Annotated in this window: 23 protein-coding genes; 9 read left to right on the forward strand and 14 right to left on the reverse strand. The window is 66.6% G+C overall.

Annotation, left to right across the window (positions count from 1 at the left end; all coding sequences use genetic code 11):
- Window positions 1-3: 3 nt before the first annotated feature.
- Both smc and M5J20_RS00325 read right to left on the reverse strand, forming a co-directional pair.
- Entirely contained in the window at window positions 4-3,474 is a 3,471-nt protein-coding gene (gene smc / locus M5J20_RS00320; RefSeq protein ID WP_253575279.1) for a chromosome segregation protein SMC, read from the reverse strand.
- Between the two features lie 10 nt (window positions 3,475-3,484).
- Window positions 3,485-4,000 (reverse strand): CAP domain-containing protein, encoded by a 516-nt coding sequence (locus M5J20_RS00325; protein WP_253575281.1) that lies wholly within the window; start codon window positions 3,998-4,000, stop codon window positions 3,485-3,487.
- A gap of 113 nt (window positions 4,001-4,113) precedes the next feature.
- Here M5J20_RS00325 and M5J20_RS00330 point away from each other — a divergent pair, with 113 nt between their 5' ends.
- Together M5J20_RS00330 and M5J20_RS00335 are read left to right on the forward strand one after the other, a co-directional pair.
- On the forward strand, window positions 4,114-4,296 hold the full coding sequence (locus M5J20_RS00330; RefSeq protein ID WP_253575283.1) for a hypothetical protein: 183 nt from the start codon (window positions 4,114-4,116) through the stop codon (window positions 4,294-4,296).
- Entirely contained in the window at window positions 4,296-4,943 is a 648-nt protein-coding gene (locus M5J20_RS00335) for a Fic/DOC family protein (protein ID WP_253575285.1), read from the forward strand. The genes M5J20_RS00330 and M5J20_RS00335 overlap by 1 nt, the downstream gene beginning before the upstream one ends.
- Here M5J20_RS00335 and M5J20_RS00340 read toward each other — a convergent pair.
- The 8 genes from M5J20_RS00340 to gdhA form a co-directional block, all read right to left on the reverse strand.
- Complete coding sequence (locus M5J20_RS00340; protein ID WP_253575287.1) at window positions 4,940-5,455, reverse strand: flavin reductase family protein; 516 nt, start codon at window positions 5,453-5,455, stop codon at window positions 4,940-4,942. The two genes, M5J20_RS00335 and M5J20_RS00340, sit on opposite strands and share 4 nt — an antisense overlap.
- Window positions 5,455-5,739, reverse strand: coding sequence for an acylphosphatase (locus M5J20_RS00345; protein ID WP_253575288.1), 285 nt, complete (start codon window positions 5,737-5,739; stop codon window positions 5,455-5,457). Before M5J20_RS00345 ends, M5J20_RS00340 begins: the two co-directional genes overlap by 1 nt.
- Window positions 5,732-7,288 carry an alanine/glycine:cation symporter family protein gene (locus tag M5J20_RS00350; RefSeq protein ID WP_253575290.1) on the reverse strand — a complete coding sequence of 519 codons (1,557 nt, stop codon included), beginning with the start codon at window positions 7,286-7,288 and terminating at the stop codon, window positions 5,732-5,734. Before M5J20_RS00350 ends, M5J20_RS00345 begins: the two co-directional genes overlap by 8 nt.
- 22 nt (window positions 7,289-7,310) lie before the next feature.
- Window positions 7,311-8,132, reverse strand: coding sequence for a bifunctional DNA-formamidopyrimidine glycosylase/DNA-(apurinic or apyrimidinic site) lyase (mutM, locus tag M5J20_RS00355; RefSeq protein WP_253575292.1), 822 nt, complete (start codon window positions 8,130-8,132; stop codon window positions 7,311-7,313).
- 4 nt (window positions 8,133-8,136) lie between these two features.
- Window positions 8,137-8,907, reverse strand: coding sequence for a ribonuclease III (gene rnc / locus M5J20_RS00360; protein ID WP_253575294.1), 771 nt, complete (start codon window positions 8,905-8,907; stop codon window positions 8,137-8,139).
- Complete coding sequence (locus M5J20_RS00365; protein WP_253575296.1) at window positions 8,904-9,440, reverse strand: YceD family protein; 537 nt, start codon at window positions 9,438-9,440, stop codon at window positions 8,904-8,906. The genes rnc and M5J20_RS00365 overlap by 4 nt, the downstream gene beginning before the upstream one ends.
- 35 nt (window positions 9,441-9,475) lie before the next feature.
- A complete protein-coding gene (locus M5J20_RS00370) occupies window positions 9,476-10,261 on the reverse strand; it encodes a DivIVA domain-containing protein (RefSeq protein WP_253575298.1) in 786 nt (261 codons plus the stop codon).
- Between the two features lie 73 nt (window positions 10,262-10,334).
- Entirely contained in the window at window positions 10,335-11,681 is a 1,347-nt protein-coding gene (gene gdhA / locus M5J20_RS00375) for an NADP-specific glutamate dehydrogenase (protein ID WP_253575300.1), read from the reverse strand.
- Window positions 11,682-11,822: 141 nt separating this feature from the next.
- Between gdhA and M5J20_RS00380 the strand changes: the two genes are divergently transcribed.
- On the forward strand, window positions 11,823-12,983 hold the full coding sequence (locus M5J20_RS00380) for a glycerate kinase (protein ID WP_253575302.1): 1,161 nt from the start codon (window positions 11,823-11,825) through the stop codon (window positions 12,981-12,983).
- On the opposite strand, the gene M5J20_RS00385 is transcribed toward M5J20_RS00380, so the two are convergent.
- Window positions 12,953-13,351, reverse strand: a complete 399-nt coding sequence (locus M5J20_RS00385; RefSeq protein ID WP_253575304.1) for a hypothetical protein — start codon at window positions 13,349-13,351, stop codon at window positions 12,953-12,955. The two genes, M5J20_RS00380 and M5J20_RS00385, sit on opposite strands and share 31 nt — an antisense overlap.
- Before the next feature lie 33 nt (window positions 13,352-13,384).
- Here M5J20_RS00385 and M5J20_RS00390 point away from each other — a divergent pair, with 33 nt between their 5' ends.
- From M5J20_RS00390 to M5J20_RS00415, 6 genes are all read left to right on the forward strand, one after another.
- Entirely contained in the window at window positions 13,385-14,725 is a 1,341-nt protein-coding gene (locus M5J20_RS00390) for a DUF4921 family protein (RefSeq protein ID WP_253575306.1), read from the forward strand.
- The gene (locus M5J20_RS00395) at window positions 14,725-15,957 is read left to right on the forward strand and encodes an amidohydrolase (protein ID WP_253575308.1); all 1,233 of its coding nucleotides are present in this window, start codon (window positions 14,725-14,727) and stop codon (window positions 15,955-15,957) included. The genes M5J20_RS00390 and M5J20_RS00395 overlap by 1 nt, the downstream gene beginning before the upstream one ends.
- A 76-nt stretch (window positions 15,958-16,033) precedes the next feature.
- Window positions 16,034-18,433, forward strand: coding sequence for a glycogen/starch/alpha-glucan phosphorylase (locus M5J20_RS00400; protein WP_253575310.1), 2,400 nt, complete (start codon window positions 16,034-16,036; stop codon window positions 18,431-18,433).
- Between the two features lie 54 nt (window positions 18,434-18,487).
- Entirely contained in the window at window positions 18,488-18,868 is a 381-nt protein-coding gene (locus tag M5J20_RS00405; RefSeq protein ID WP_253575312.1) for a hypothetical protein, read from the forward strand.
- A 122-nt stretch (window positions 18,869-18,990) separates the two neighbouring features.
- On the forward strand, window positions 18,991-20,925 hold the full coding sequence (locus M5J20_RS00410) for a chorismate-binding protein (protein WP_253575314.1): 1,935 nt from the start codon (window positions 18,991-18,993) through the stop codon (window positions 20,923-20,925).
- Window positions 20,918-21,661 (forward strand): aminotransferase class IV, encoded by a 744-nt coding sequence (locus M5J20_RS00415; protein WP_253575316.1) that lies wholly within the window; start codon window positions 20,918-20,920, stop codon window positions 21,659-21,661. The genes M5J20_RS00410 and M5J20_RS00415 overlap by 8 nt, the downstream gene beginning before the upstream one ends.
- Before the next feature lie 491 nt (window positions 21,662-22,152).
- On the opposite strand, the gene M5J20_RS00420 is transcribed toward M5J20_RS00415, so the two are convergent.
- From M5J20_RS00420 to pyk, 3 genes are all read right to left on the reverse strand, one after another.
- Window positions 22,153-24,552, reverse strand: a complete 2,400-nt coding sequence (locus tag M5J20_RS00420; protein ID WP_253575318.1) for an excinuclease ABC subunit UvrA — start codon at window positions 24,550-24,552, stop codon at window positions 22,153-22,155.
- A gap of 38 nt (window positions 24,553-24,590) precedes the next feature.
- Window positions 24,591-25,172, reverse strand: a complete 582-nt coding sequence (locus M5J20_RS00425) for a hypothetical protein (protein ID WP_253575320.1) — start codon at window positions 25,170-25,172, stop codon at window positions 24,591-24,593.
- 64 nt (window positions 25,173-25,236) lie between these two features.
- Entirely contained in the window at window positions 25,237-26,667 is a 1,431-nt protein-coding gene (gene pyk, locus M5J20_RS00430) for a pyruvate kinase (protein ID WP_253575322.1), read from the reverse strand.
- Window positions 26,668-26,680 lie beyond the last annotated feature (13 nt).

Below are 26,680 nucleotides of genomic sequence, written 5' to 3' on the forward strand. Positions count from 1 at the left end.
CGCCTATGCCTCCGCCCGCGGAGCACCCGCGGGCTGCATCCGCTGCGAGAGCACGCGCGTGACGCCGTCGCCGCGCATGGTCACGCCGTAGAGCACGTTAGCGACGTCCATCGTCGGCTTCTGGTGCGTGATCACGATCAGCTGGGAGTCTTTCCGCAGCTCTTCCAAAAGGGCGATGAGGCGACGGAGGTTGACGTCGTCAAGCGCTGCCTCGACCTCGTCAAGCACGTAGAAGGGGCTGGGGCGGGCGCGGAAAATCGCGACAAGGAACGCGAGCGCGGTCAGAGACTTCTCGCCGCCTGAGAGCAGCGACAGCCGTTTCACGCGCTTACCCGGCGGGCGCGCCTCCACCTCGATGCCGGTGGTAAGCATGTCGTCCGGGTCGGTGAGGATCAGCCGCGCTTCGCCGCCCGGGAAGAGCGTGGCGAAGACGTTCGGAAATTCGCGCTCCACGTCGCGCCACGCATCGGTGAACAGCTGGAGAATGTGCGCGTCCACATCCTCGATCACGCCCTCAAGGTCCTTGCGGGCCTGGATCACGTCGTCGAGCTGCGTGGACAGGAAGGAGTAGCGTTCCTCCAGTGCCTTGTACTCCTCCAACGCGAGGGGGTTGACCTTTCCCAACGCTCGCAGGTCCTTCTCCGCTTGGGCGAGTCGCGCCCGCTCAGCTTCGACGTCGAAGTCCAGCTCCGGGGTGTACTCCGCGATCAAATCCGCGACCGCGATACCCAGGGATTCGGTGACCTTGGCTTCGGCTTCATCGATACGCACCTGCGCCTGGGAACGCGCGATCTCCGACGCATGCGCTGAATCCGTCACGCGCGCGAGGTGCTGGCGCGCGCCCTGCACCATGCTGCGCGCTTGTTGCTGACGTGTACGCAGTTTCGTCACTTCGCTGGTCAACGCGTCGCGTTCGGCGGCGGCGCGGGAAAGCGCGTCGTCGATACGCTCGGTGAGCCTCCCTGCGCGCTCAGCGACAACCTCGGCGAGCTCGATTTCCGCGCGGCGCCTGGCGACAGCCGCTTCGTGGCGCGCTTTCGCCTGCCGCTCGTGCTCCGCCTGCCTGCGCAGCGCATCTCCCCTGCCGGCGATCTGCTCGACCGCTTGCTTCGCCGTGCGCTCCGCCAGCACCGCCTCGACTTCGAGCGCACGGGCCTCGGTCAACGCCTCCTGCGCCTCGTCGCGCTCCTCGGTCGACGGTTCCTCGCTGGGCGTCTCGTCCGCATCCACGCGCGCCAGGCGGTCGCGGGTCTGGGCCAACGCTTGCCGACGCTCATTCAAACGCCCTTCCGCCTCAGTCACCCGCTGCGCGGCCTTGGCGTGCTCGCGTTCGGCGGCGCCGCGCTGGGATTGGAGGCGGTCCCGGTCGCGGGTGAGCGCTTCGACTGTGCGGTCGTGGTCGCGGAGCGCGGCGGTGGCGCTGGCTGCGGCAACGCGGGCATCGTCGGCAGCTTCGGCGGCACCCTGTAGCGTGCCGGAGAGCTCCTCGAGCTTTGCTTTCGCTTCCTGGAGTTCCGCGTTGGCAGCGTCGACCTGGGTGCCGAGCTCGACCGTCGTCGCACGCGCGGAGCCTGCCGCGAGCCACCCCTCGCCGACGAGGACACCTTCGCGGGTCACGGCGCGCAGCCGCGGATCCTGGTCCACGATGGCGCGGGCCGCAGCCGCGTTCTCTGCCACAACGACATCGACGAGAAGCCGCGTCACAGCGCCGACGACCGGCGCTTTCACCGTGACGTGGTCGAGCAGCCAGTCCACCTTGGCATCCGCGTCCAGCCGCCAAGACGATCCGCTGGCGGACTCGAAGACGATGGAGCGGTCTGCCTGCGCGAGGGCATCGATGAGCGCCGAGCTCTCCAAGTCGCCCGCGGTGACCAAGGCGTCCGCGAACGGGCCGAGCGCCGCCGCGACCGCGGCACCGAGACCGGGTTCGATGTCCAGCAGCTCAGCAAGGGCCTCCGCCTGTTCCCCCAGCGCGTCGCGCCCCGAAACCCGCGGGACCTGTTCCTGGAGGGTGGCGATGCGCGATTCGAGGGAAAACACCGTGCGCTCGCGTTCGCGCTGGGCGTCTCGGAGTTGCTCGAGGCGCTTTTCCGCCGCTTGCGATTCCGCCGCGGCGCGGACACGTGCGGTCTCCAGCGGTTCGCGGTCCTCGCGCAGCGCTGCGAGCGCTTCGGAGGCTTCCTCTGTGTCGCCGGCTGCGTCCTCGACACGAGCGCGGGTGTCCTCGAGCGCTTCTGCCAAGCGCGCGGCCTCCTCTTCGGCGGCATTAACCGCGGCAACGAGGGATTCTTCCTGGGCAAGCAGACGCACCACGCCCTCGCGGCGGTCAGCTATGGCACGCAGCGTCGCGCGGTGCTCCCGCTCCGCCTCGTCGAACACGCGCTGCGCGGTACGCACAGCCCCACGGGCCGCCGCCAGGTGGTTTCGCGCATCGTCGTGGGCGGCGGAAGCCTCCGCGAATTGCGCGTCTGCGGCTCGCGCCCGGGCGAGCAGGTCTTCCGGGTCTTGGCCGGCGTACGGGGCGATCGACCCGGCGTTGCGTGCGCGGTCCGTAGCAATGCGCTCCGTCGCGTTGGCGCGCTCCTTGAGCGTGGAGAGTGCGAACCACACCTGCTGCGCCTCATCCGCACGCGGCTGCATTTCTGCCTGCGCCGCTTCGATCTCGTCCTGCGTCGCAGTCACTTCTTCCAGCTCCGCGGTAGCCAATTCGACCTGCTCAGCGAGGATGTCGGCGTGCCTGGAAGCGTCGATAAGCGACGCCCGGAGCGTGACCACCTCGTACCCGGCGAGCCGCAGGCGCGCGTCGCGCAGCGTGGATTGCACCGTCGCTGCGCGCTTCGCGGCCTCGGCCTGGCGCGCGAGCGGCTTGAGCTGTTTGCCCAGCTCCTCGGTGAGATCGGTGAGGCGGTCGAGGTTCGCCTGCATGCCGGTGAGCTTGCGCTGCGCCTTTTCTTTCCGACGCCTGTGTTTCAGCACGCCAGCAGCTTCCTCGATGTAGGCGCGGCGCTCCTCGGGACGCGATTCGAGAATCTCGGCGAGCTTGCCCTGGCCGACGATGATGTGCATCTCTCGGCCGATGCCGGAGTCGCTGAGCAGCTCCTGGATGTCCATGAGGCGCGCTTTGGCGCCGTTGATTTCGTACTCGCTCGCACCGTCGCGGAACATGCGGCGGGTAATCGCCACCTCGGTGTAGCCGATCGGCAGATGACCATCCGTGTTATCGAAGGTGAGCGTGACTTCGGCGCGGCCGAGCGGTTTACGGTCGCCCGCGCCCGCGAAGATGACATCCTGCATCGAGCCGCCGCGCAGGTTTTTCGCCCCCTGCTCACCCATCACCCAGGCCAGCGCGTCGACGACGTTGGACTTGCCGGAGCCGTTCGGGCCGACGACGGCGCAGATGCCCGGCTCGAACTTCATCGTGGTCGCTGACGCGAAGGACTTGAAGCCCTTGAGGGTCAGCGATTTGAGGTGCATTTTTGGGAGTTTACCGCCCCAGCATCACGATGATGTAGACCCAGCCCTGACCCTCGACCCAGCCGTGCGCCGCGCCGAGGCCGACGCGCCTCGCCTGCGGCGCGAACATCGCACCCGCCGCCGCGGGGTCCTCGCGCCAGATCTCGTACGCCTTACCCGGATTCTGGTCCTGCGGGATCATCGCGATGTTCTGCAGCTCCCGGCCCTCGATGTAGCGGAAGCTGTTCGTGCGGGACAGCTCCTCCGCCCACGCCTGCGCCTCGGCGTCCAGCGACGCGTCGCGCAGCAGCGGCAGCCGGCCCGCGCTGAGGCGGCCCATGTTGATCTTGCGGTAGGTGCCGTCCAGCGACGCCAGCGCGGTGTCCCACGGCAGGCCGGGATCGAAACGCTTTCCAGGAGCACTGCTTAACGACGACAGCGAGGAAAGCGACGACAGACTACTAGAGAGCTGCGCCTGGGCGGGAGCCGCCACAGCCCCGGTGAGTGCGGTAGCAGCGGCGACAGCAGTAATGAGCGGCTTCTTCACGATTGCCCGTTCCTTCCACTAACTGGTGTGACTGGTGATGATGCTACCCATTTTTGGGGTTTCTCCTCGCCGCGGTGAGCCGGTAGAATGAACGGACGCGTAAGGGGGAGAATATGACACAGATAATCGGACAAACGGACGTTCAGGACATCCTGCGTTTCAGCGACGGGGTGCTCGCGGCCGCTGGTCACACGGTCACCAATCCTGAGGTGGATCGGATCCGTGAGCTCGCTGCTTCCGGGGCAATCGACGCTGACGAAGCGATTAGTCTGATTCGTGAGCTCTACGCACGGTAATGGCGCGCCCCAAGCCACAGTTCAGGTCATGGGATGACTACTACATCCCGGGGACGCAGGTTCTTAGAAATCTTCTAGGCAACGGCGACGAACCGTACGGTATCGCCGATCCAGCTGCGCTTTTCGAGCTGGAAACCGCCATCGCTGCGGTGCGGCTGGACGAGCTCGCCGCGAACCCCATCCCCGGCAATTTCGACTACGCCCACTTCAAGGCGATTCACCGCCACATCTTCCAGGATGTGTACGAGTGGGCAGGTGAAGAGCGGGTTGCGCCCACCGACAGGTGGATGACGAAGGCCGGCCACGCCTATTACCCGGCGGGGCCGGTAATGACGGAGGCGGCGGAGACCCAGTTCCGTCGATTAGCAAAGAAGAACCTGTTGCAGGGACTCTCCCGGGACGAGTTCGTGGCCGAGCTCGCCGAGTTCTGGGGTGAGATTAATGTGATTCACCCGTTCCGCGAGGGCAATACCCGCACGCAAGCAGTGTTCTTCACCCAGCTCACCCACAACGCCGGCCACCAGCTGAACCCGGCGGTGTTCCTCGACCCCGAAATTCGCGAGGCGTTCATCGCCGCCCGCTTCCACAGCCAGGACTCCGGCGACAACGCCCAGCTGGCTGAGGTGCTGGGGAAGATCGTCGCTTAGTCTTTCGGCTCCACTTCGACCTCGTGTGCGCGCCCTCGCACAGCGTCGAGGGAGCCGTGAGTGCCAAACTCGCGCTGCCAGTACAGCAGCGGCTGGTTGGAGTTCACCTCGGCGCAGCAGACATCGATAAGCACGAGCACGTGGTCGCCAGCCTCGATCAAGCGCGCGACGGTGCCCGCGACCCAGGTGTGGTTGCCGTCGAGTTTCGGTGCGCCGTCGGCCATGCACCAGTCAACACCCGCGAAGCGGTCGATCCCGCGAGTGGCGAACGTCCGCGCCAAGTCGCCCTGCTCTGTCGAGAGGACGTTGACGCCGATCGGCGAGCCCACCTCGAGCTGTGCGAGCAGCGACGAGCGCTGGTCCAGCGAGACCAGCACCATCGGAGGTTCGAGCGACAGCGACATGAACGCGCTCACCGTGGTGCCGTGCGGGGCCTCCTTGGTGCCGGTCGTCACCACGGTCACCGCGGCGGCGAGCTGGCTCATCGCGTTTTTAAACGCCTGCGGGTCCACTAGCGCTCCTCGAAACCTTCCGCGCCCTTCGGCTCACCGTACTGCGCCTGCACGTGCTCCACCGAACCCGGCCGGCGCGCGCTGCTCGGCTGCTCTTGGAGCAACTCCAGGAGCTTTTCGACGTTCGTTTCGTCGCCTTCGGCGACGACTTCAACGCGACCGTCGGCAAGGTTCTTCGCGTATCCCGTGAGCCCGAGTTCGAGGGCGCGGGAGCGGGTCCACCAGCGGAAGCCGACGCCCTGGACGTGGCCGTGGACGTGTGCAGTCATGCGGGTGCTAGGCATTCTGCTTGAACCCTCCCTCGAGGCCGCCGAGGTCGTTGTCCTCGCCGGCTGCTTTCGCGTCGCGGGCGATCAGGCGGTCCTCGGCGCTGCGGCGGGTGACCGGGTCCGAGCCGTCCCAGTATTCGACGTTCTTGATCTCCGGGAGCATGTCGCGGTGGAACACCGGGTCCATGCCCTGCTTGCGCTGCTCGTTGTAGTTCTGCAGCAGCTTGATGGCGATGCCGCCGAGCGGGACGATGGCGATGATGTTGAAGATGGCGAGCAGGCCGGCCATGGTGTCGCCGAGCGCCCACACCAGCGGGACGGATCCGAAGGCGCCGAAGATGACGAAGCCGATCACCGCGAGGCGGAAAACGGTCATCGCGGTCTTGGAGTCAGTGAGGTACTCGAGGTTGGCCTGCGCGAGGTAGTAGTTGCCGATGATCGAAGAGAACGCCAGGAAGAACAGGATGATAGTGATGGCGTGGGCACCCCAGTCACCCAGTGAATCCGCCAGCGCGGACTGCGTCAGTGCCGCGCCCTGGACGTCGTCCATGCCGTAGTTCACGGCCGGGCCGAGCAGCACGACGAAGGCGGTGATGGTGCAGACGATGAGGGTGTCGAAGTACACGCCGAGGGTCTGCACCAGACCCTGCTTGACCGGGTGGGACACGGTTGCGGTCGCCGCGGCGTTCGGGGCGGAGCCCATACCAGCCTCGTTGGAGAAGAGGCCGCGGCGCATGCCGTGCATGAACGCGGCACCGATGGCCGCACCCGCGACCTGCTTGAATCCTAGCGCGTGGCCGACGATGAGGGAGATCATGCCCGGGATCTCATTCACGTTGACGATGAGCACCCACACACCCATCAGGATGTAGGCGCCGGCCATGAACGGCACGATGACCTGAGTCCAGGAGGCGATGCGGGTCACACCGCCGAAGATCACGAGCGCGGTGAGAATGGCCAGCACGGCGGCGACGGTGCCTTTCAGCGCGAGGGAATCGTTGCCGAAAGAGCCGCCCACAGCCTCCACGATGGAGTTGGTCTGGATCGCGTTGTAGACGAATCCGTAGGTCAGTGCCAGGAACACGGAAAACACCGCAGCCAGCGGAGCCCAACCGAGGCCGCGCGTCATGTAGTACGCAGGGCCGCCGTGGTAGTTGCCCTTCTCGTCCTTGGTCTTCCACAGCTGCGCCAGGGTGGACTCGACGAAGGAAGTAGCGCCGCCGACGAGCGCTAGCATCCACATCCAGAACACAGCGCCCGGGCCGCCGACGGAGATCGCCAGCGCCACGCCAGCCACGTTGCCGGTACCCACGCGGGAGGCTGCGGAGATGGTGAAGGCCTTGAAGGCGGAGATGCCGCCGTACTCCTCGTCGAGGTCGCGGCCCTGGCGGTCCTTGCCCTTCGGCGTTTCCGTGATGGCCTTGAACATGTCCGGCAGCATGCGGACTTGGACGAAGAGCGTGCGCAGGCCGAAGTAAGCACCGGCCGCGATCAGGAACCACGGAACGATATTCCAAATAATGCCGTTCAGGGTTCCGTCAATGAATGAGGTGGCGGATTCCATGCCGGGCAGTTTAGCGAAAGGTTCAGCCCACCTGGCAGCGAGGACAAAAGTAGCTGGAGCGCTGCCCCACCACGACGCGCTCGATCGGGGTACCGCACCGCGCGCACGGCTTGCCTGCCTGCCCGTAGGCGTTGAGCGAGCGCGAGAAGTACCCGGAGGAGCCGTTGACGTTGACGTACAAGGAGTCGAAGCTCGTGCCGCCCTGCTCCAGAGACCTCTCCATCACGTCGCGGGATGCCTCGAGGACCGCTACTGCGTCGCGCTGTCGCATCGTGCGGGCGGTGCGCCACGGCTTCAGCCCGACAGCCCACATCGCCTCATCCGCGTAGATCGAGCCGATGCCGCTCACCACCTCCTGGTTCAGCAGCACCGACTTCAGCGGCGAGTTCTTGCGGCGCATCGCGCGGGCCGTCTGGTGCGCGTCGAAGTCAGCCTCGAAGGGATCGGGTGCGATATGGGTGACGGGTTCGGGGATGCCGTCGATAAGCGGGGTGTACTGCCACATGCCGAAGGTGCGCTGATCAACAAAGTCGAGCTCCACGTCCCCCATCAGCGCGCGTATCCGCAGGTGCGGGCTGGTCAGGGCACCAGGCGTGCCGACGAGCATTTGGCCGCTCATGCGCAGGTGGACGACTAGGGAAGCTCCGTCGGAAAGCGTGAGCCACATGTACTTGCCGCGGCGGCCCGTGCCGGTGACGGCGAGGCCGGGCAGCACCTCAGTGAGGTCCACGGCGTTGCCTCGCACGGCGCGCGGGTGAAGGACCTCGACCGTGTCGAAGGTGCGCCCCACGATGTGGCGATCCAGGCCGCGGCGCACCACCTCAACCTCGGGCAGCTCCGGCACCGCGCTACTCCCCCGCCCGCTTCGCCAGCGCGACGGCCTCGGGGTGCTCCTTGAGGAAGAATACGGCCTCGCGCGCGGCGTTCTGCTCCGCGGTCTTTTTGTTCTGGCCGCGGCCCTTGCCGCGGGAGACGGCGTCGATGAGCGCCTCGGCGGTGAACACCTGCTCGTGCTCGGGGCCCTCTGACGTGGCGACGTAGACCGGCGGCTCGCCGCCGAGTTCCGCCACGCGCTCCTGCAGCACGGTCTTCCAGTCCTGGGTCCAGTGGGCGTTATCGAGCTTGCCGGCGAAGAGCCTCAGGATCACGTCGCGGGTGACCTCGAAGCCGTGCTGGCGGTAAATCGCACCAAGCAGCGCCTCGGTGGTGTCGGCGAGGATCGAGTCCTTGTCCCGGCCGCCGGTGACCTCTTCGCCGCGGCCGACCAAGACGTGCTCGCCGAGGCCGATCTCGCGGGCGACATCCGCCAGAGCGTAGCGCGACACCACGCGGGCGCGCATCGGCGAGAGGTCGGATTCGGGCTTCGAGGGGAAGCGGTCGAACAGTTCGTTCGCAATCGAGAGGCCGAGGACCGCATCGCCGACGAACTCGAGGCGCTCGTTGTTCGGCAGCGGGCCGTGTTCGTTGGCGAAGGAACGGTGCGTCAGCGCAAGGCGCAGGAGATCCGGCTCAACATCAACACCGAGCACCGCAATGAGCGGGTCGTGGTCGACGGCACCGAATGCCTTCGCCCACGCCTCATCTCCTGTCAGTTGCCTCTTTTTGCGGGAGCGGCTCACAGAAATTTCTCCAGGGCCGCCCACCTCGGGTCGACGCGGTTTTGCTCCTCACCCGAAACCCCGTCCGGTGCCGGCACATCGGTGTCGCCGTCGCACGCCGGCTGGCAGGTCGGGTTGAAAGGCCAGGTCAGGCCCGCTTCATCGACAAACGCCTGCTCAAGGTCGACACGGTCGTCGGTCACACGCATGATCTCGTCGCCCGAGCCGAGATCCTCATCCACCTCGGCATCACCGGTGATGAAGTCCTCGGACGCGGAGAAGACCTGCTGCACCCGAAGCGTCTCCACCGGGTGGAGGGTTTTCAGGCAGCGCACGCACTGCCCGGTGAGCTGGGCGCGGGCGGTGGCATCCACCATCACGCCGTGGCCCAGCGGGATCACGGTGGCCTCAACCTCAACCTGCTCACCGGCAGGGATGGCGATCATCTCGGGTCCGATACGGGACGGCGAGGGCCCGGTTTGCGACACGGTTACGGGCATCCCGTCGCCGCGCATAGCTTCGGCGACATCAATGATGAAGGGATTCTCAGACATAGCACCCCTTACACTACCGCGCGCCGCGCCGGGAACTAGTACTCGTCGCGGCGCTTGTAGCGATCACGCTCGTACGTCGCGTCGTACTTCGCGTCGTACTTCGCGTCGTACGCAGCCTCGGCGCGCTGCACGCCCGACGCGCCGGCACCGCGGCGCAGGGCGGAGCGGTCGGAGGACACGGTGCGCAGGACCGAGGAAAGCGATTCTTCGAACTCGGCGAGTTTCGCGTCCACGTAATCGTCGCACTCAGCGCGCAGGCGGGCGGACTCGGAGTGCGCCTGCTCCACGAGGCGGTGCGCTTCCTCGTCGGCGCGGCGCATGACCTCGGATTCGGCGATGAGGCGTTCCTGCTGCGCGAGGCCCTCTTCGACGCTGCGCTGGTATTCCTGGTTGCCGGACTCAACGAGGCGGTCGGCTTCGCGCCGCGCCTTATCGACGGTCGCCTCCGCCTGCTCGCGCGCACGGGTGACCATCTGGTCCGAGTCTTCTTCGGCGTTGGCCACGAGCATGGTGGCGCGGGCCTGGGCGTCGGAAAGCATGCTCTCCGTCTGCGAATGCGCGTCGTCGACCAAGCGGCGCGACTCGTCCTCCGCGTCCATGATCACGGTGTCGGCGCGCTCCTGGGCCCCGCGCAGAATCTCGTCCTGTTTGTCCAGGACATCCTGCGCATCGTCGAGCTCGGCCGGGATGGCGTTGCGGACATCGTCCAAAAGCGCGAGCATCTCGTTGCGGGGCACCATGCAGTTCGACGTCATGGGCACGCCGTAGGCCTGCTCCACGGTCCTAACGAGTTCATCGAGGGCTTCAAAAACGCGGTACATGGCCCCTACAGTAAGCGAGCCCCCGGCGCCTCTCCGGGAGGCGCGCAGGGGCTTGGTGCTTTACGACGGAAGCTTAGATGACGCCCTGGGCGAGCATCGCGTCCGCGACCTTCTTGAAGCCGGCAATGTTGGCGCCGACGATGTAGTCGCCGTCGTGGCCGTATTCTGCGGCGGTCTCGGAGGACATCTTGAAGATGTTCTTCATGATGCCGTGGAGGCGCTCGTCGGTGTAGTCGAAGGACCAGGAGTCGCGGGAGGCATTCTGCTGCATCTCCAGCGCGGATGTGGCCACGCCGCCGGCGTTGGCCGCCTTGCCCGGGCCGAAGTTGATCTTGTGCTCTCGGAACACCTCGATCGCCTCTGCGGTGGACGGCATGTTCGCGCCCTCCGCCACGTACTTCACGCCGTTGGCGACCAGGTTGCGGGCGTGGTCGCCGTTCAGCTCGTTCTGCGTCGCGCACGGCAGCGCCACGTCAGCGGAGAGGTCCCATACGGAGCCGTCGGTGTGCAGCGTCGCACCCTCGGCCTCCTCGACGTAGGCGGAGACCCGCTCGCGGCGGACTTCCTTCACATCGCGGAGCAGCTCCACGTCAACGCCGTTCGGGGTCTCGACCCAGCCGGAGGAATCGGAGAACCCGACCACGGTCGCGCCGAGCTCCTGCGCCTTCTGGATGGCATAGATGGCCACATTGCCGGAACCGGAGACAATCACCTTGGCGCCGTCGATGGACTCGCCGTTCGCCTTCATCATTTCGCCGGTGAAGTAGACGCAGCCGTAGCCGGTGGCCTCCTTGCGGGCCAGGGAGCCGCCCCACTCGAGGCCCTTGCCGGTGAGCACACCGGACTCGTGCTGGTTAGCCAGGCGGCGGTACTGGCCGAAGAGGAAGCCGATCTCACGGCCGCCCACGCCGATGTCGCCAGCCGGCACGTCGCGGTACTCGCCGATGTGGCGCCACAGCTCCGTCATGAAGGACTGGCAGAAGCGCATGACCTCGCCCTCGGAGCGGCCCTTCGGGTCGAAGTCGGAGCCGCCCTTGCCGCCGCCGATCGGCAGGCCGGTCAGGGAGTTCTTGAAGATCTGCTCGAAGCCGAGGAACTTGATCACGCCGAGGTTCACGCTCGGGTGGAAGCGCAGGCCGCCCTTGTAGGGGCCGAGTGCGGAGTTGAACTGCACACGGAAGCCGCGGTTCACGCGGATCTCGTTGTTGTCGTCCATCCACGGAACTCGGAAGATGATCTGGCGCTCCGGCTCGCAGAGACGCTCGATCAGGCCGTAGTCGGCGTAGTGGGGGTCCTTTGCAAGGACGATCTTCAGTGAGTCGAGGACCTCGGCAACCGCCTGGTGGAACTCCGGCTCGCCGGGGTTACGCTTCAGCAGCTTGTCGTAGTAGCCAGCGACCTCTTGTTCAATGGCGCTCATAATGGTTGGCCTCCGTGTCGATAGTTCTGCGAATGGGACGCGATAGATCGTACAGCACATATGCAAACTATGCATGCTGTTTGGGTTTATTCATTCAGCCGTCGCCAAAGTGCACCCCGGCGGACGCTACACTGTGTGACCATGCGCAATCAGAGTTCCGCCCCTCTCGACACCGAGCGTTCGACAAAGGTGGTAATCGCCCCCGATTCTTACAAGGGCACGGCAAGTGCGCAACAGGCAGCCGAATGGCTCGGCGAAGGCGTGCGCAGCATCATCCGCGACGCGGACATCCACCTCGCCCCGATGGCCGACGGCGGCGAAGGCACCTCGGCCCTCTTCGAAGGCGAGCGCGTGACCCTTCCCACCACCGATGCGGCCGGTCGCCTCACCGAGGCCACCTACACCTACGACGCGGCGACCACCACCGCATTCATCGACGTGGCTGCGGCTTCCGGCCTGCCGGCGGTGAAGGACAACCCGGTTCCGCTGACCGGCGACACGTACGGCACCGGCGTGCTCATCGCCGATGCGCAAACCCGCGGCGCCACCCGCATCGTCCTGGGCCTCGGCGGCTCCGCGACTGTCGACGGCGGCACCGGCATCCTCGTCGCCTTCGGCGCAAACCCGATCGACGGCCGCGGCTACCAGCTCGAACCCGGCGGCGGGAGCCTGCGCAACCTCGCCGACTTCGACACCGCGAAGATGAACATCCCCGCTGGCGCGGTCGAATGGGTGCTGCTCACCGATTCCCAGGTGCCCGCCTGCGGCGAGCAGGGCGCGGCCGCCGTGTACGGACCCCAGAAGGGCGCGACCGAGGACGACGTCGCCGTGCTCGACGAGGGGCTCAAGGTACTGTGCGACGTCTGCGGGATCGACCCGGACACCCCTGGGATGGGCGCGGCGGGCGGCGTGGCCATCGGCATCACGTGGCTTTCGACGCTCTTGCACGGCAATACCGACCACGTGCAGCTCGCGCCCGGCGCGCGCGTCGTGGCCGAGGCGAACGGGCTTGCCGACGCTGTAAAGGATGCCGGCTTGGTCATCACCGGCGAGGGCAAGTTCGATTCCCAGACCGCAACCGGCAAGGTCGCCCAGACGGTGTGCGATCTCGTCGCCGAGCACAACCCGCAGGCCACCGTGGCCATCGCCGCGGGCCGCTTTGAGGAGACGCCGGATCAAGTCGCCGGCCAAGACGTCATCGCCGTGACGCTGGAGGATATCGCCGACACCGCGGAGCAGCTGCGCCGCGCCGGCGCAGAGATTGCGGTGGCTTACCTCAACACCTCAACAGTCCAGGGGTAGATCGACGGCCGCTCGAATTGGTCCTGCTGCTCGAGCGCGGCAGGATCCCGCGGCAAATCGGCCTTCGGGGTGAGGATGCGGGACAGCCCCATGGCGAGACTGTTGACGCTCGACGCGCCCTCCGCCTCGATGCGGAAGCGGTGCACTTCCGCGCCGTCCTCCGACGGATCGGTGCCGCGGTCGTGCTCGTAGGTTTCGGCGAGTTGTGAAAGCACACCGTCGTCGATACGCACTGTGCCCTCGTGCCGCGCGGTGCCCGCGGTGAGCTTGCCGCGGCGGACGAGGATGTCGAGGGCGCGCTGGAACGCGGCGCCGACCTGCTCCGCGGCCGGTGCGGGAGCGAGGACATCGAACTGAATTGCTGGCATGCGCCCCAGGCTAGCCCGAGTAGGCTGGTAGGCATGCCTTTCCCCGCCTACTCAGCGAGAAATGCCCTGTCCACCATGGCGGACGGGACGATCAAGCAAGTCAGCCCGTTTTCCGGCACGCAGGTGTGGACGGTGCCGGGGCGCGGCAATCGGCCGCTGTCCCGCCGGGTGAAGGAGCCGGAGGCGCTTACGCCTGAGGCGTTCACGAACTCGTGCAACTTCTGCGAGGCGAACCAGCTGGCCACTCCGCCGGAGAAGGCCCGCATGGTGCGCGGCGAAGACGGCAACTGGGAGATTTTGCGCAACCTGCTTCCCGGGCAGCTGGATGATACCCGCGCGGAATTCCGCCGGGTGCCCAACCTGTTCGAGATCGTGTCCTACGACTACTGGGCGCAGAACTACGGGTTCGAGATGTCCGAGGCGCAGCTCGAGCACATGGACGCTTACCTCGCAGACCCGGCCGGGCGCGAGCACGTCTACGAGATCGCGCGCACCCGCATGCGGGCTTCCGGTCTTGGCGACGCCTCCACTGAGGACGAGCTGCTTGCCGTGGTGCCGGCGTATTTCGGCGGCGGCCACGACGTGATCATCGGCAGGCGCCACTTCGTGGACGACGCGAAAGATGATTCCCAGCTCGCGAGCTCCGGGACGCTGACCCCGGAGGAGCACTACGCCTTCACCGCCTTCACCGTCGACGCGCTGCGCGACCTGCTGGAAGCGAACCGCTACGCGCCGTACGTGGTGGTGTTCCAGAACTGGCTCTCCCCCGCCGGCGCCAGTTTCGACCACCTGCACAAGCAGCTGGTGACTATCGATGAACGGGGTGTGCAGTCCGAGCGCGAGATTGAGAAACTGCGCCGCAACATCAACCTCTACAACGAGTGGGGCGTGAACTATGCCTCCCAGCACAACCTCATCATCGCGGAGAACGACTACGCGGTGCTGGTCGCCGGCATCGGCCACCGCTACCCCACCGCGAGCATCTACTCGAAGTCGCCGACCTGCGAGCCGTGGAAGCAGACCCCTGAGGAAGTCCGCGGTTTTAGCGACCTGCTCCACGCCATGCACGCCGCGACCGGGCCCGAGGTGGCCTGCAACGAGGAGTGGCATTACCGCCCGGTCGACTTGGATCTGCCGATGCCGTGGCGTGTGAACGTGAAGTGGCGCATCTCCACCGTCGCCGGATTCGAGGGCGGCACGAAGATCTACGTGAACACGCTCTCCCCGTTCGACGTGCGCGACAGGATTGTGACCAATCTCTTCGAGCTGCGCGACGAGGGCCGCATTGCTGCGGATATCCGCATCGCCGCCGAGTGCGCCCCGGCGCGCAACGTGCTGCTCTACAACCCGGTGCTGACGGGAGGCAACGCCTAATGAACATTGCAGACGTACTTGCTTCCTACCCCGTCGACGAGGCGTGGCAGCGCGAGCTCTACGAGTGGTTCCACCGCAACCCCGAGCTCTCCATGCGGGAAGAGAATACCCACGCGCGGATCCTGGAGGAGCTGCAGCGCTTCGACTGCGAGGTCGTTGCACCGATCGGCGGCTACGGCATCTGCGCGGTGTTCCGCAACGGCGAGGGCCCGACGGTGCTCTTCCGCGCCGACTTCGACGGCCTGCCCGTGGAGGAGGCGACGGGCGTGGAGTACGCCGCGGCCACCGGCACGATGCACGCCTGCGGCCACGACATCCACACCACCGCACTCATCAGCGCCTGCGACGTGCTCGACCGCGCCCGCGAGGCGTGGTCCGGCACCTTCATCGCCCTGTTCCAACCTGGCGAGGAGACCGCCGAAGGCGCCGCAGCGATGGTCGCGGACGACCTGACGAGCCGCGTACCCCAGCCAGAGGTGTGCCTGGGCCAGCACGTGATGCCGGGGCGCGCGGGCACCGTGATGTCCAAGCCGGGTCCGCAGTTCGCGGCGTGCGATTCCATCCGCATCCGCATTCCCGGCCGCAGCGCGCACGGCTCCATGCCCCACGCTGCCATCGATCCCACGTTCACCGCGGCGATGATTATCGCCCGTCTCCAGGGCATCGTGGGCCGCGAGGTGAACCCGGCCGATTTCTCCGTGGTCACCGTCGCCAGCATGCACGCCGGCACCACGAACAACATCATCCCGGGTCACGCGGAGCTGGTGCTCAACTGCCGCTTCTACTCGGACGCCACGAAGGCCAAGGTCTATGCCGCCATCGAGCGCGTGGTGCGCGCCGAAGTCGCCGCCTCCGGCTGCGAGGAGGAGCCCGCAATCGAGTTCTTCGCGCACGGGGAGCTTTTGACTAACGACGAACGGAGCTTCGCCACCGTGCGCGCCGCCTTCGACGAGGCGTTCGGGGAGGAATCCATCATCGCCGAGCCCACGACGGTATCCGAGGACTTCCCGGCGCTCCCCGCCGCGTTCGGTGTGCCCTACTGCTTCTGGCTGGTGGGCTGCACCCCGCGGGAGCAGTGGGATGCAGCTGTCGCGGCAGATCGCGTCACCGAGGACATTCCGGTGAACCACATGCCGACCTTCCTGCCCGAGTACGAGCCGACGATCGCTGCCGCGACCGGTGCGGCGGCGGCTTCCGTGTTGGCGTATCTGGGAGCGTCGGAAAGCAACTGAGCCCCGCTGCGCTGAGAGAGTCCGCCGGCGGCTGTAGGCTGGGCCGCGAGTTGAAACCCCGAGAAAGGTTTGAGACATGACTACGCCTGCTAACCCCACTCCGACCCCGCCGCTCGAGCAGACCCTCGGTGGCCATGTCAAGAGTTTCTCCGGCCGTTCCCCAGAGACGTCCACGGTGAAGAAGTTCTGGACGGGCCTGTCCGCAGCCGTCGTCGAGCAGCTGGCCGATAATTGGGAGCAGACCCGCAAGACCTACGCCGCCACCCGCCAGGCCGCGTACTTCTCTGCCGAGTTCCTGCAGGGCCGAGCACTGCTGAACAACCTGACCAACCTGGGCCTCGTCGAGCAAGCCGAAGAGCTGACCCAGGCGTACGGCCACAACCTTTCCGACGTGCTCGAGGCAGAGCACGATGCGGCGCTGGGTAACGGCGGCCTCGGCCGCCTCGCCGCCTGCTTCCTCGATTCCGCAGTGACGCAGGATTACCCGCTGACCGGCTACGGCCTGCTGTACCGCTACGGCCTGTTCCGCCAAGAGTTCGTGGACGGCTTCCAGAAGGAGCACCCGGATGCGTGGAAGGAGTCCTTCTACCCCTTCATCATCCAGCGCGGCACTCAGCAGCGTTTCGTGAAGTTCGACGACATGCAGGTCCGCGCCGTGCCGTACGACATGCCGATCACCGGCTACGGCACTGACAACGTGGGCACCCTGCGCCTGTGGGACGCGCTGCCGATGCACGAGTTCGACTACGACGCGTTCTCTTCCCAGCGCTTCACCGACGCCATTCTGGAGCGCGAGGCAGTGCACGACATCACCCGCGTGCTGTACCCGAACGACTCCAGCTACGCCGGCAAGCTGCTGCGCGTGCGCCAGCAGTACTTCTTCGTCTCCGCATCCCTGCAGGAGCTGGTGGACAACTACATCGAGCACCACGGCACGGACCTGCGCGACTTCCACAAGTACAACTCCATCCAGCTCAACGACACCCACCCGGTGCTGGGCATCCCGGAACTCATGCGCATCCTGCTCGACGAGCACGGCATGGGCTGGGAGGAGGCTTGGGAGGTCACCTCGAAGACCTTCGCCTACACCAACCACACCGTGCTGCAGGAAGCGCTGGAGACCTGGGAAGAGTCCATCTTCAAGCAGCTGTTCTGGCGCATTTGGGAGATCGTGCAGGAGATCGACCGCCGCTACCGCCTCGACATGCAGGCCCGCGGCGTCGCCCCGGACGTTGCCCACCACTTCTCCCCGGTTCACGACGGCACCGTCCACATGGCGTGGATCGCCTGCTACGCGGCGTACTCCATCAACGGCGTGGCGGCGATCCACACCGAGATCATCAAGCGCGACACCCTGGGCTTCTGGAACGACATCAAGCCGGAGGTCTTCAACAACAAGACCAACGGCGTCACCCCGCGCCGCTGGTTGCGCATGTGCAACCCGCGCCTGTCCGCGCTGCTCGACCGCCTCGCGGGTAACGACGATTGGGTCACCGACCTGTCCAAGTTGAAGGACCTGCGCGGTTTCGCCGACGACGCCGAGGTGCTCCGCGAGCTGCGCGAGATCAAGACCGAGAACAAGCGCGACTTCGCCGCCTGGATTTCGGAGCGCCAGGGCGTGGAGGTGGACCCGGACTCCATCTTCGACGCCCAGATCAAGCGCCTGCACGAGTACAAGCGCCAGCTGATGAACGCCCTGTACGTCCTCGACCTGTACTTCCGGATCAAGGAGGACGGCGAGCGCGACGTGCCGAAGCGCACCTTCATCTTCGGCGCGAAGGCCGCCCCGGGCTACACGATGGCCAAGGGCATCATCAAGCTCATCAACGCCATCGGCGAGCTGGTGAACAACGACCCGGAGGTCAGCCAGTTCATCCACGTCGTGTTCGTGGAGAACTACAACGTCTCCCCGGCTGAGCAGATCATCCCGGCTTCCGACGTTTCTGAGCAGATCTCCACCGCCGGCAAGGAGGCCTCCGGCACCTCCAACATGAAGTTCATGATGAACGGTGCGCTCACCCTGGGCACCATGGACGGCGCAAACGTGGAAATCGTCGACGCCGTGGGCAACGAGAACGCCTACATCTTCGGCGCCTTCGAGGAGGAGCTGCCTGAGCTGAAGCGCAACTACAACCCGCGCATGGTGGCCCAGGAGACCCCAGGCCTGATGCGCACCCTTGACGCGCTGACCGACGGCACCCTCGACGACCAGGGAACCGGCGCCTTCCACGACATCCGCACCTCGCTTCTCGACGGCTTCGGCTACGGCGAGCCGGATGTGTACTACGTAATCGGTGACTACGCCTCCTACCGCGAGACCCGCGACCGCATGGCGCAGGACTACTACGCCGACCCGGACGCATGGGCACGCAAGTGCTGGATCAACATCTGCGAGTCCGGCCGCTTCTCCTCCGACCGCACCATCCGCGACTACGCGGAAGAGGTCTGGAAGATCGAGCCGACTCCCATCCACTAACGCCGGGATCACGTTTAACGGGAAATAGATAAAGGCGCGGGGTACGCTGCATGCGTGAATCCCCGCGCCTTTGTTGATTTGGCCCAGCGTTTCGCCGGGCCAGCGTTTGCCATTCTTGCCGCCGTTTTGGGCCTGTTGTTCGGCTTTGGTACTCAGCTGGACGCGTCCTCGCAGCCGGCGGACAAGGGGTACACCGTTATGGACGAGACAACCATCGTGGTCCCCATTGCAATGGGCGACCCGAAATGCTCGGTTGTCGTGGCCAACGCCGAGGAGAGTCCTACTGAGGTTGTCATCCGTTACGGGAGCCGACCCAAAGTGGACGCTCCCTTTCTGTGCCACGACATCGCGGTACGCATTGAGTGGCCGGTGACGCTCAAGGAACCGCTGGGCAACCGCAAGGTCACCCTGATCAATGAGACGGTTGGGTTTTAATCCCGCCGCTTAGCACGGGGTCGGGATCAGACCGGTGCACACAGGTCTCTCATTCCATCGGGGTATGCTCCCCTTGTGTTTCCCCGCAACTTGAGCGAGCTGCTCGAAAGCACGAGCGCCCCGTGATCCTCCTCGTTGATAACCGGGACTCGTACACGTTCAACCTCGCGCACCTGATCCACTGCGCCTCCGGCCAGTGGCCGCAAGTGATTACCGCTGACGAGGTCGCGGCCGAACGCATCCCGGAGCGTGTCACCGCCGGAGAGTTCACCCACGTCGTCATCTCCCCGGGCCCCGGCAGCCCCGACCGTGACGCAGACTTCGGCGGCTCCCGCGCGGTGATCCAGGCCGCCGAGGGCGTCCCTGTTCTCGGCGTGTGCCTCGGTCACCAGGGCCTCGCAGTCCTCGCCGGCGCCGCGGTCACTCGCGCGCCTGAGCCGCGGCACGGCTTCATCAGCCAGATCAACCACAGTGGCGAGGGCATCTTTACCGGCATCCCCCAGGATTTCGACGTGGTGCGCTACCACTCGCTGCATATCGAGGAAACCCCCGGCATCACCGTCCACGCGCGCAGCGAGGACGGCATCATCCAAGGTCTCGAAGTCACAGGTCAGCCACACTGGGGCGTGCAGTTCCACCCCGAGTCCGTCCTCTCCGAATACGGCGAGCAGCTGGTCCGCAACTTCATCGCGCTTGCCCCGCTTGCCGACGCTCTTTTACCCGCCGAGCGGCAGAAAACAAACGTCGAAAAGCACTGGTACCTGGAGCACCGCGCAGTTGCTGGCCCGATCGATTGCCAGGGTGTCGCTGATGCGCTCCGCGCAATCGGCGAGTCCGATCACGCGTTTTGGCTGGACTCGGCTGATCCGCGTGGGCGGTACTCGATCATCGGGGACGCGGCGGGCAGCCTGAGCCGGGTCATTCGGTACCGCCTGGGGGACGAGCCGGACGTGCTCGCGGCGCTGGACGAGGAGCTTGCCGCGGGTATCGCGAACCCGCCCGACCTGCCGTTCACGGGCGGGGTCGTGGGCTACTTGGGGTACGAGTGCGCGCAGCTCACCCTGCCCGGAGCGGATCTCGGGCGGCACCGGTCGTCGTACCCTGACGCATACTTCGTGCGGCCGCAGTCGTGGATTGTGTACGACCACGAGGCGGAAGTCGCGCACCTGTGCTGCTTGCACACTGGCGAGGCGAACGTTGAAACCGAGCGGCTGCTGGGTCGGCTCGCTGCTGCGCTGAATGGTGTTGAGGTTGGGGTTGAGGGAGCGTCGATAAGCGGGGGTTCCTGGAGAGTGCCGGATTACCGCGAGCGGGTCGAGCGGGCGCAGGAGGAGCTGCGCGCGGGCGAGAGCTACGAGGTGTGCCTGACGGATACGTACGAGACACGCGCGACTGGCGACGTGTATCCGCAGCTCAGGGCCAACAACCCCGCGCCGTACGCGGCGCACCTGCAGTTCGGCGAGGTGGAGGTCATGAGCGCCTCGCCGGAGCGTTTCCTCACCGTCCGCGACAGCGCGGTCGAGGCGAAGCCGATCAAGGGCACTGTGCCGCGCTCGGCGGACCCAGACGAGCTGGCACGCGACCCGAAATCGCGTGCGGAGAACCTCATGATCGTCGATCTGCTGCGCAACGACCTCGGCCGCGTCTGCGAACCCGGCAGCGTCGAGGTACCGAAGCTCATGGCTGTTGAGAGCTTCGCCACCGTCCACCAGCTCGTATCCACCGTGACGGGGCGTTTGCGCGCCGACGCTTCCCTGATCGACCTTCTCCGCGCCGCATTCCCGCCGGGTTCCATGACCGGCGCGCCGAAGCTGCGCACCTGCGAAATCATCGAGCGTCTCGAGACCGGGCCGCGTGGCGTGTACTCCGGTGCGCTCGGATACCTGGGTTTCGACGGCCAGGCGGATCTCAGCGTGGTCATCCGCACTGCTGTCCGCGTTGGCGACGAGCTGACCGTCGGCGCCGGCGGCGCGATTGTGCTGGCCAGCGACGCGCATGCCGAGCTCGCCGAGCGCGACCTCAAAGCGCGGTCCGTGCTGGGGGCGTGGGATGCGTAAGTTCGCCTGGCACGGCCGCTTCGTCCCGCGCGACGTCCCGGACGGGCCGCTCGACGTCGCCGACTCGTGGCGCCATTCTTCCGGCCGCGCCAACGGCCTCGACCTGCACTTCGCACGATTCACCCGCAACGCCGGCCCGCTGCCCGAAGGCTTCGTCGACGCGATGCTGCCCCTGCTTGGCGCCGGGGAACTCTTTCCCCGCATCGCGCTCTCGCAGGGGCTTTTGCTTCTCGACGTTCGCCCCGCCCCTCCCCCTCGCCCGTTTACAACGTTGACGTTTGTCGAGCCGTCTTTGGCAGCCCCCGACCCGCGGACGCAGCCTGCAGTGAAGGGCCCCGACTTCGGTGCGCTGCGGGCCTACCGCTCCCGCTACCAGCGCGAGGGCACCGACGACACCGTGATCGCGGATCGCACCGGCGCGATGCTGGAAACTACCACCGGGGCACTGGTTGCGTGGGATGGGGACGCGCTCGTAGTTCCGGACGGTGTGCGGTTGCCGAGCGTAACCATGCATCAAGTGGCCGAGCGGGCGCGGTCCCTCGGTCTTGTGGTGGAGCGCCGCGCACTCACTCTTGAGCTCGCCGCCGAGCGCCCCTTGTGGTTCCTAAACTCCCTCCACGGCATCAGCCCGGTCAGCGAAATCCGGGTTGGCCACGACGTGATCACGCCTCCCTCGCACCCCGCCGCCGACGAATGGCAACGCTGGTGGTGGGGCGGATTCCGCGCGGCGGAATAGTCTTAGCCTCTGGTTCACGGTTGTCCGCGGCGCGGAAGTCCGCGCGGTGGACATCTCTCAACCCCCGCTTCACGGTTGTCCGCGCGGCGGAAGTCCGCGCGGTGGAACTCTCTCAACGGTTGCTTCACAGTTGTCCGCGCGGCGGACATCCCTCAACCGCAGCTTCACGGTTGTCCGCCCGGCGGAACTCTCTCAACCGCTACTTCATAGTTGTCCGCGCGGCGGAGTCCGCGCGGTGGACATCTCTCAACCCCCGCTTCCCGGTTGTCCGCGCGGCGGACATCCCTCAACCCCGCTTCACAGTTGTCCGCGCGGCGGAAGCCCGCCCGGCGGAGCACTCTGAACCTTCGCGTCATGGTTGTCCGCGCGGCGGACATCTCTCAACCCCTGCTTCATGGTTGTCCGCCCGGCGGACTGCCCTGCCGCCGATCAGGATCATCGCTGATCGCGGAGCGGCTACCGCCCCGCGGAAGTCCGCGGGCGCAGGTCCGCTAGCGCAGGACCCGTCCCGTCGCTGTGTTTTGCGCAGCCACTTCCGCCGGGGTTCCGTCGGCGATGATGCGACCGCCCTCGGCGCCGGCGCCCGGACCCATCTCGATGATGCGGTCCGCCTGGGCGAGGACGTCTAAGTTGTGCTCGACCACGATCACGGTTTGGCCAGCGTCGACAAGCGAATTCAGCTCGGCGACGAGGAGCTCCACATCCGCTGGGTGGAGGCCGGTGGTGGGTTCGTCAAGGAGATACACAGTGTGTCCGCGGCGCGAATTCCGGGACCGCTGCAGCTCGGTGGCCAGCTTGATGCGCTGCGCCTCACCACCCGAGAGCTCCGGAGCGCCCTGCCCGAGACGCAGGTAGCCCAGCCCGACAGCCTGCAGGGTCTCCACGGCGCGCAGGACCTTGGGCTCCTCCGCGAACACGTCAGCCGCCTCGTCGACGGTGAGGTCGAGCACCTCAGCGATGTTCATGCCCTGCCAGGTCACCTCCAACGTCTCGTCGTTGTAGCGCGCGCCGCCGCAATCCGGACAGGTGGTGTAGGAGCCGGGCAGAAAGACCAGCTCCACCTCGATCTTGCCTGCGCCGCCGCACGTCGGGCACTGGCCCTGCTTCACGTTGTAGGAAAAGCGCGAGACGGTCCACTTGCGCCGTTCCGCCTCATCTGTGGCAGCGAAGAGCTTGCGCACGCCGTCGAAAAGCCCCGTGTACGTAGCCAAAGTCGAGCGTGGCGTGCGGCCAATCGGCTTCTGCGTGATCTGCACAACGCGGCTGACCTCGTCGAATCCCGCGCGTGCACCGACGCTGAATGCAGTGTCCCCGCCAGCATCGTCCGCCTCATCCTCATCAGTCACTGCTGATGCACCCTCACGCAAGACACCTGCCAGCACCGTGCTCACCAGCGTGGACTTGCCGGACCCGGACACGCCCGCCACCGCCGTGAACTGGCCGAGGCCGAACTCCACGTCGAGGTTGTCGATCGTGCGCGCGTGAACACCTTGCAGGGAGAGTGACGCGAACGGGCTGCGGGCGGCGTCGTTAAGCGAAAGCTCCCTGTTGTTCAGGGCGCGCGCCGTGGGTGTGTCCGCGTCGTACTCCCCCACCGGCCCGGAATAGACCACCTCGCCGCCGCGCTCACCGGCCAGCGGGCCGACGTCGACGAGCCAATCGGCCTGGGCGACAAGGTCCATGTCGTGCTCCACCAGCAGCACGGAGTTACCCGCGGCCACGAACTGGCGGCAAATGTCCAGCACCGCGCCGCGCTCCGCCGGGTGCAGGCCCGCCGAAGGCTCGTCGAGCACGTAGGCCACGCCGAAGAGACCCGAGCGCAGCTGCGCGGCGAGGCGGATGCGCTGGAGCTCGCCCGCGCTCAGGCTCCGCGATGGCCTATCCAGGCTCAGATGCCCCAGCCCGAGATCGAGCGCCGACTGCAGGGCCGGGAGGATCTGCTTGAGCAGGAGCGCCTCGGCGGTGTTCGGATCCGGCGATTGCGCGGCGAGGAGTTCGTGGACGCGGTCGAGCGGCAGGGCGCCAAGTTCATCGATGGGCAGCCCCGCATAGGTGACCTCAAGCGCCCGCGGGTTCAAGCGGCGGCCGTGACACGTGGGGCACGTGCGCGACTCCATGAATGACAAGACACGCTTGCGCAGCGTGTCGGACTGCGTCTCGGCCAGGGTGTTCGTGAGGTAACTCGCCACCGAGCGCCACGTGCCCTCGTAGTTGCGCTGGATCTGGTCCGCGCCGCGCAGGGGCTTCACCGTGACGACGGGGCGTTCCTCCGTAAACAGGATCCAATGCCGATCCGCTTCCGGCAGGTCCTTCCACGGCGAATCCAGATCGTAGCCCAGCGTCTGCAAAATGTCGTGGAAGTTCTTCCCCGCCCACGCGCCGGGCCACGCGGCGATGGCGCCTTCTTCGATCGACTTCGTCGGGTCCGGCACCATCGTCGCTTCCGTGGGTTCGTGCACCACGCCGGTGCCCTGGCAGGTCGGGCACATGCCCTCCGGGGTGTTCGGAGAAAAGGAGTCGGAGTACAACCCGTGCGGGTTGTCGCCGGCGCGGGAGTAGAGGAGGCGGACGCTGTTCGACAGCGCCGAGACCGTGCCCACCGTCGAGCGTGCCCCGCCGCCGGAGGTGGACTGCTCGAGCGCGACGGTCGGCGGCAGACCCTCCACCTGGCCCACCTGCGGGTCCACCGCGGAGCCGATCAGCCGCCGCGCGAACGGCGCCACCGATTCGAAGTAGCGGCGCTGGCCCTCGCCGTGAATCGTGCCGAACGCCAGCGACGACTTTCCCGATCCGGACACCCCGGTCACCGCCACCAACTTGCCGCGCGGAATATCCACGTCGACGTTTTTGAGGTTATGCAGGTGCGCGTCGCGGATCTCAATGCCAGCCATTGGCCCGAGTGTACGGAACTATGCAGGCAGCGGATTCGCTACTGGGTGGCCACCACAACCGGCACCGTAGGCATCGGAATGATGTCGCGGCGGGGCGGCTTCACCCCTCGGGTCTGGGTGACGACGCGATCCCCGAGAGATACATCGAGGGTCACCACCATGCTGCGGGCCACCGCAACCGCAATGCAAGCGTCAGGCCCGCCCTTCGGCGCGCCGGCGAACAGTCGCACGTTCACGCTTGCGCTGGTCTCCTCCACCTCGACGTACTCCCCTGAGCAGGCGGGCGCGCCGCCCCAGTAGAAGATGCGCACGGCGTTCGGCTTCCCCGCGACCCGCTCCCAAGAGTCCCAGCTCCGCTCGCTCACAGCGACAAGATCGCGGTTTGGCAGGGTGTCGCCCGGGCGCACGGCGGGCCCGGTGCCACCGTTCACGCCTGGGAACGGCTGGGGAATCCCGCTGCCGATGCCCGGGTGCGGCAGCGTGGTCTCGGTTGATTCTGCGGAGGTGGCCTTGGAGCTGCCGTCGGTAAGCGACGTGCCCAACGCTGCGACAATGCCCACCGCGGTGAGCAGCGCGGCGACGGCCCCGATGATTTGCTCCAGGGTAAACGGGAGGCGCATGGCTGCAGTATCGCACGAAAAAGCACCGCTGGCAAGAGCCGAGCGGTGCTTTCCGACGCTCGTTTTAGAACTGCGGGTTGCGCGTGTCCTCACCGAGCTGGTGCACGTGAATTGTGTTGGTGGTGCCAGCAACCCCCGGCGGGATGCCGGCGACGACAACCATGGTGTCGCCCGGGTTGTATTCCTCGATAGCCAGCAGGGATGCGTCGACAGTCTTCAGCATGTCGTCGGTGTTGTGGACCTCCGGGCAGAGGAAGGTCTCCACGCCCCAGGTCACGGCCAGCTGGGAACGCACCTGCTGAACTGGGGTGAACACCAGCAGCGGCAGCTCCGGGTGCAGGCGGGCCACGCGGCGGGCGGTGTCACCGGAGGTGGTGAAGGTGACAATCGCGCGCGCATTGAGGCGGTTCGCAATGTCGTTCGCCGAGAACGAGATCACGCCGCGCTTGGTGCGCGGGATGTGGTTCAGCGGCGGGACGGTGCCCATCGTCTCTGCGGAGCGGACGATGCGGGCCATGGTGCGGACAACGTTATGCGGGTCAACGCCAACGGAGGTCTCGCCGGAGAGCATGACAGCGTCGGCACCATCGAGCACGGCGTTCGCGACGTCGGACGCCTCGGCGCGGGTCGGGCGCGAGTTCTCGATCATGGAATCGAGCATCTGGGTAGCCACGATGACCGGCTTCGCGTTCTCACGGGCGATCTGGATCACGCGCTTCTGCACAAGCGGCACCTGCTCGAGCGGGATCTCCACGCCTAGGTCACCTCGGGCGACCATGATGGCGTCGAAGGACAGCACGATGGACTCGAGCGCGTCCACTGCCTCCGGCTTCTCCAGCTTGGCGATGACCGGCACGCGGCGGCCAACCTCATCCATGATCTCGTGGACCAGATCCACGTCGGATGGTGAGCGCACGAAGGACAGCGCGATCATGTCCACGCCGAGACGCAGCGCGAAGCGGAGGTCTTCCTTGTCTTTCTCGGAGAGCGCCGGCACGGAAATGTCCATGCCCGGGAGGGAAACGCCCTTGTTGTTGGAAACCGGGCCGCCCTCGGTCACGCGGCAGACAACATCGTTGCCGTCGACCTCGACGCAGACGAGGCCGACCTTGCCATCGTCAACAAGCAGGCGGTCGCCCGGCTTCGCGTCCTGCGCGAGGTTCTTGTAGGTGGTGGAGACGCGGTCGTGCGTGCCCTCAACATCATCAACCGTGATGCGGACGATCTCGCCCGTCTCCCAGTAGGTCTTGCCATCGCCCTCAAAGCGGCCGAGGCGGATCTTCGGGCCCTGCAGGTCAGCCAGGATGCCGACGGCGTGGCCGGTCTCATCCGTGGCCTCGCGGACCCAGCGGTAGTTCTGCTCGTGGTCTGGGTAGTCACCGTGGGAGAAGTTCAGGCGAGCAACGTCCATCCCGTCACGAACAAGTCCCAGAATTGCGTCTTTGCTGGCCACTGCGGGGCCGAGCGTACATACGATCTTGGTTCTTCTGTCCACGTCCCCCTAACCT

It is taken from the genome of Corynebacterium stercoris, assembly GCF_024160105.1.
Taxonomy (GTDB): Bacteria; Actinomycetota; Actinomycetes; order Mycobacteriales; family Mycobacteriaceae; genus Corynebacterium; species Corynebacterium stercoris.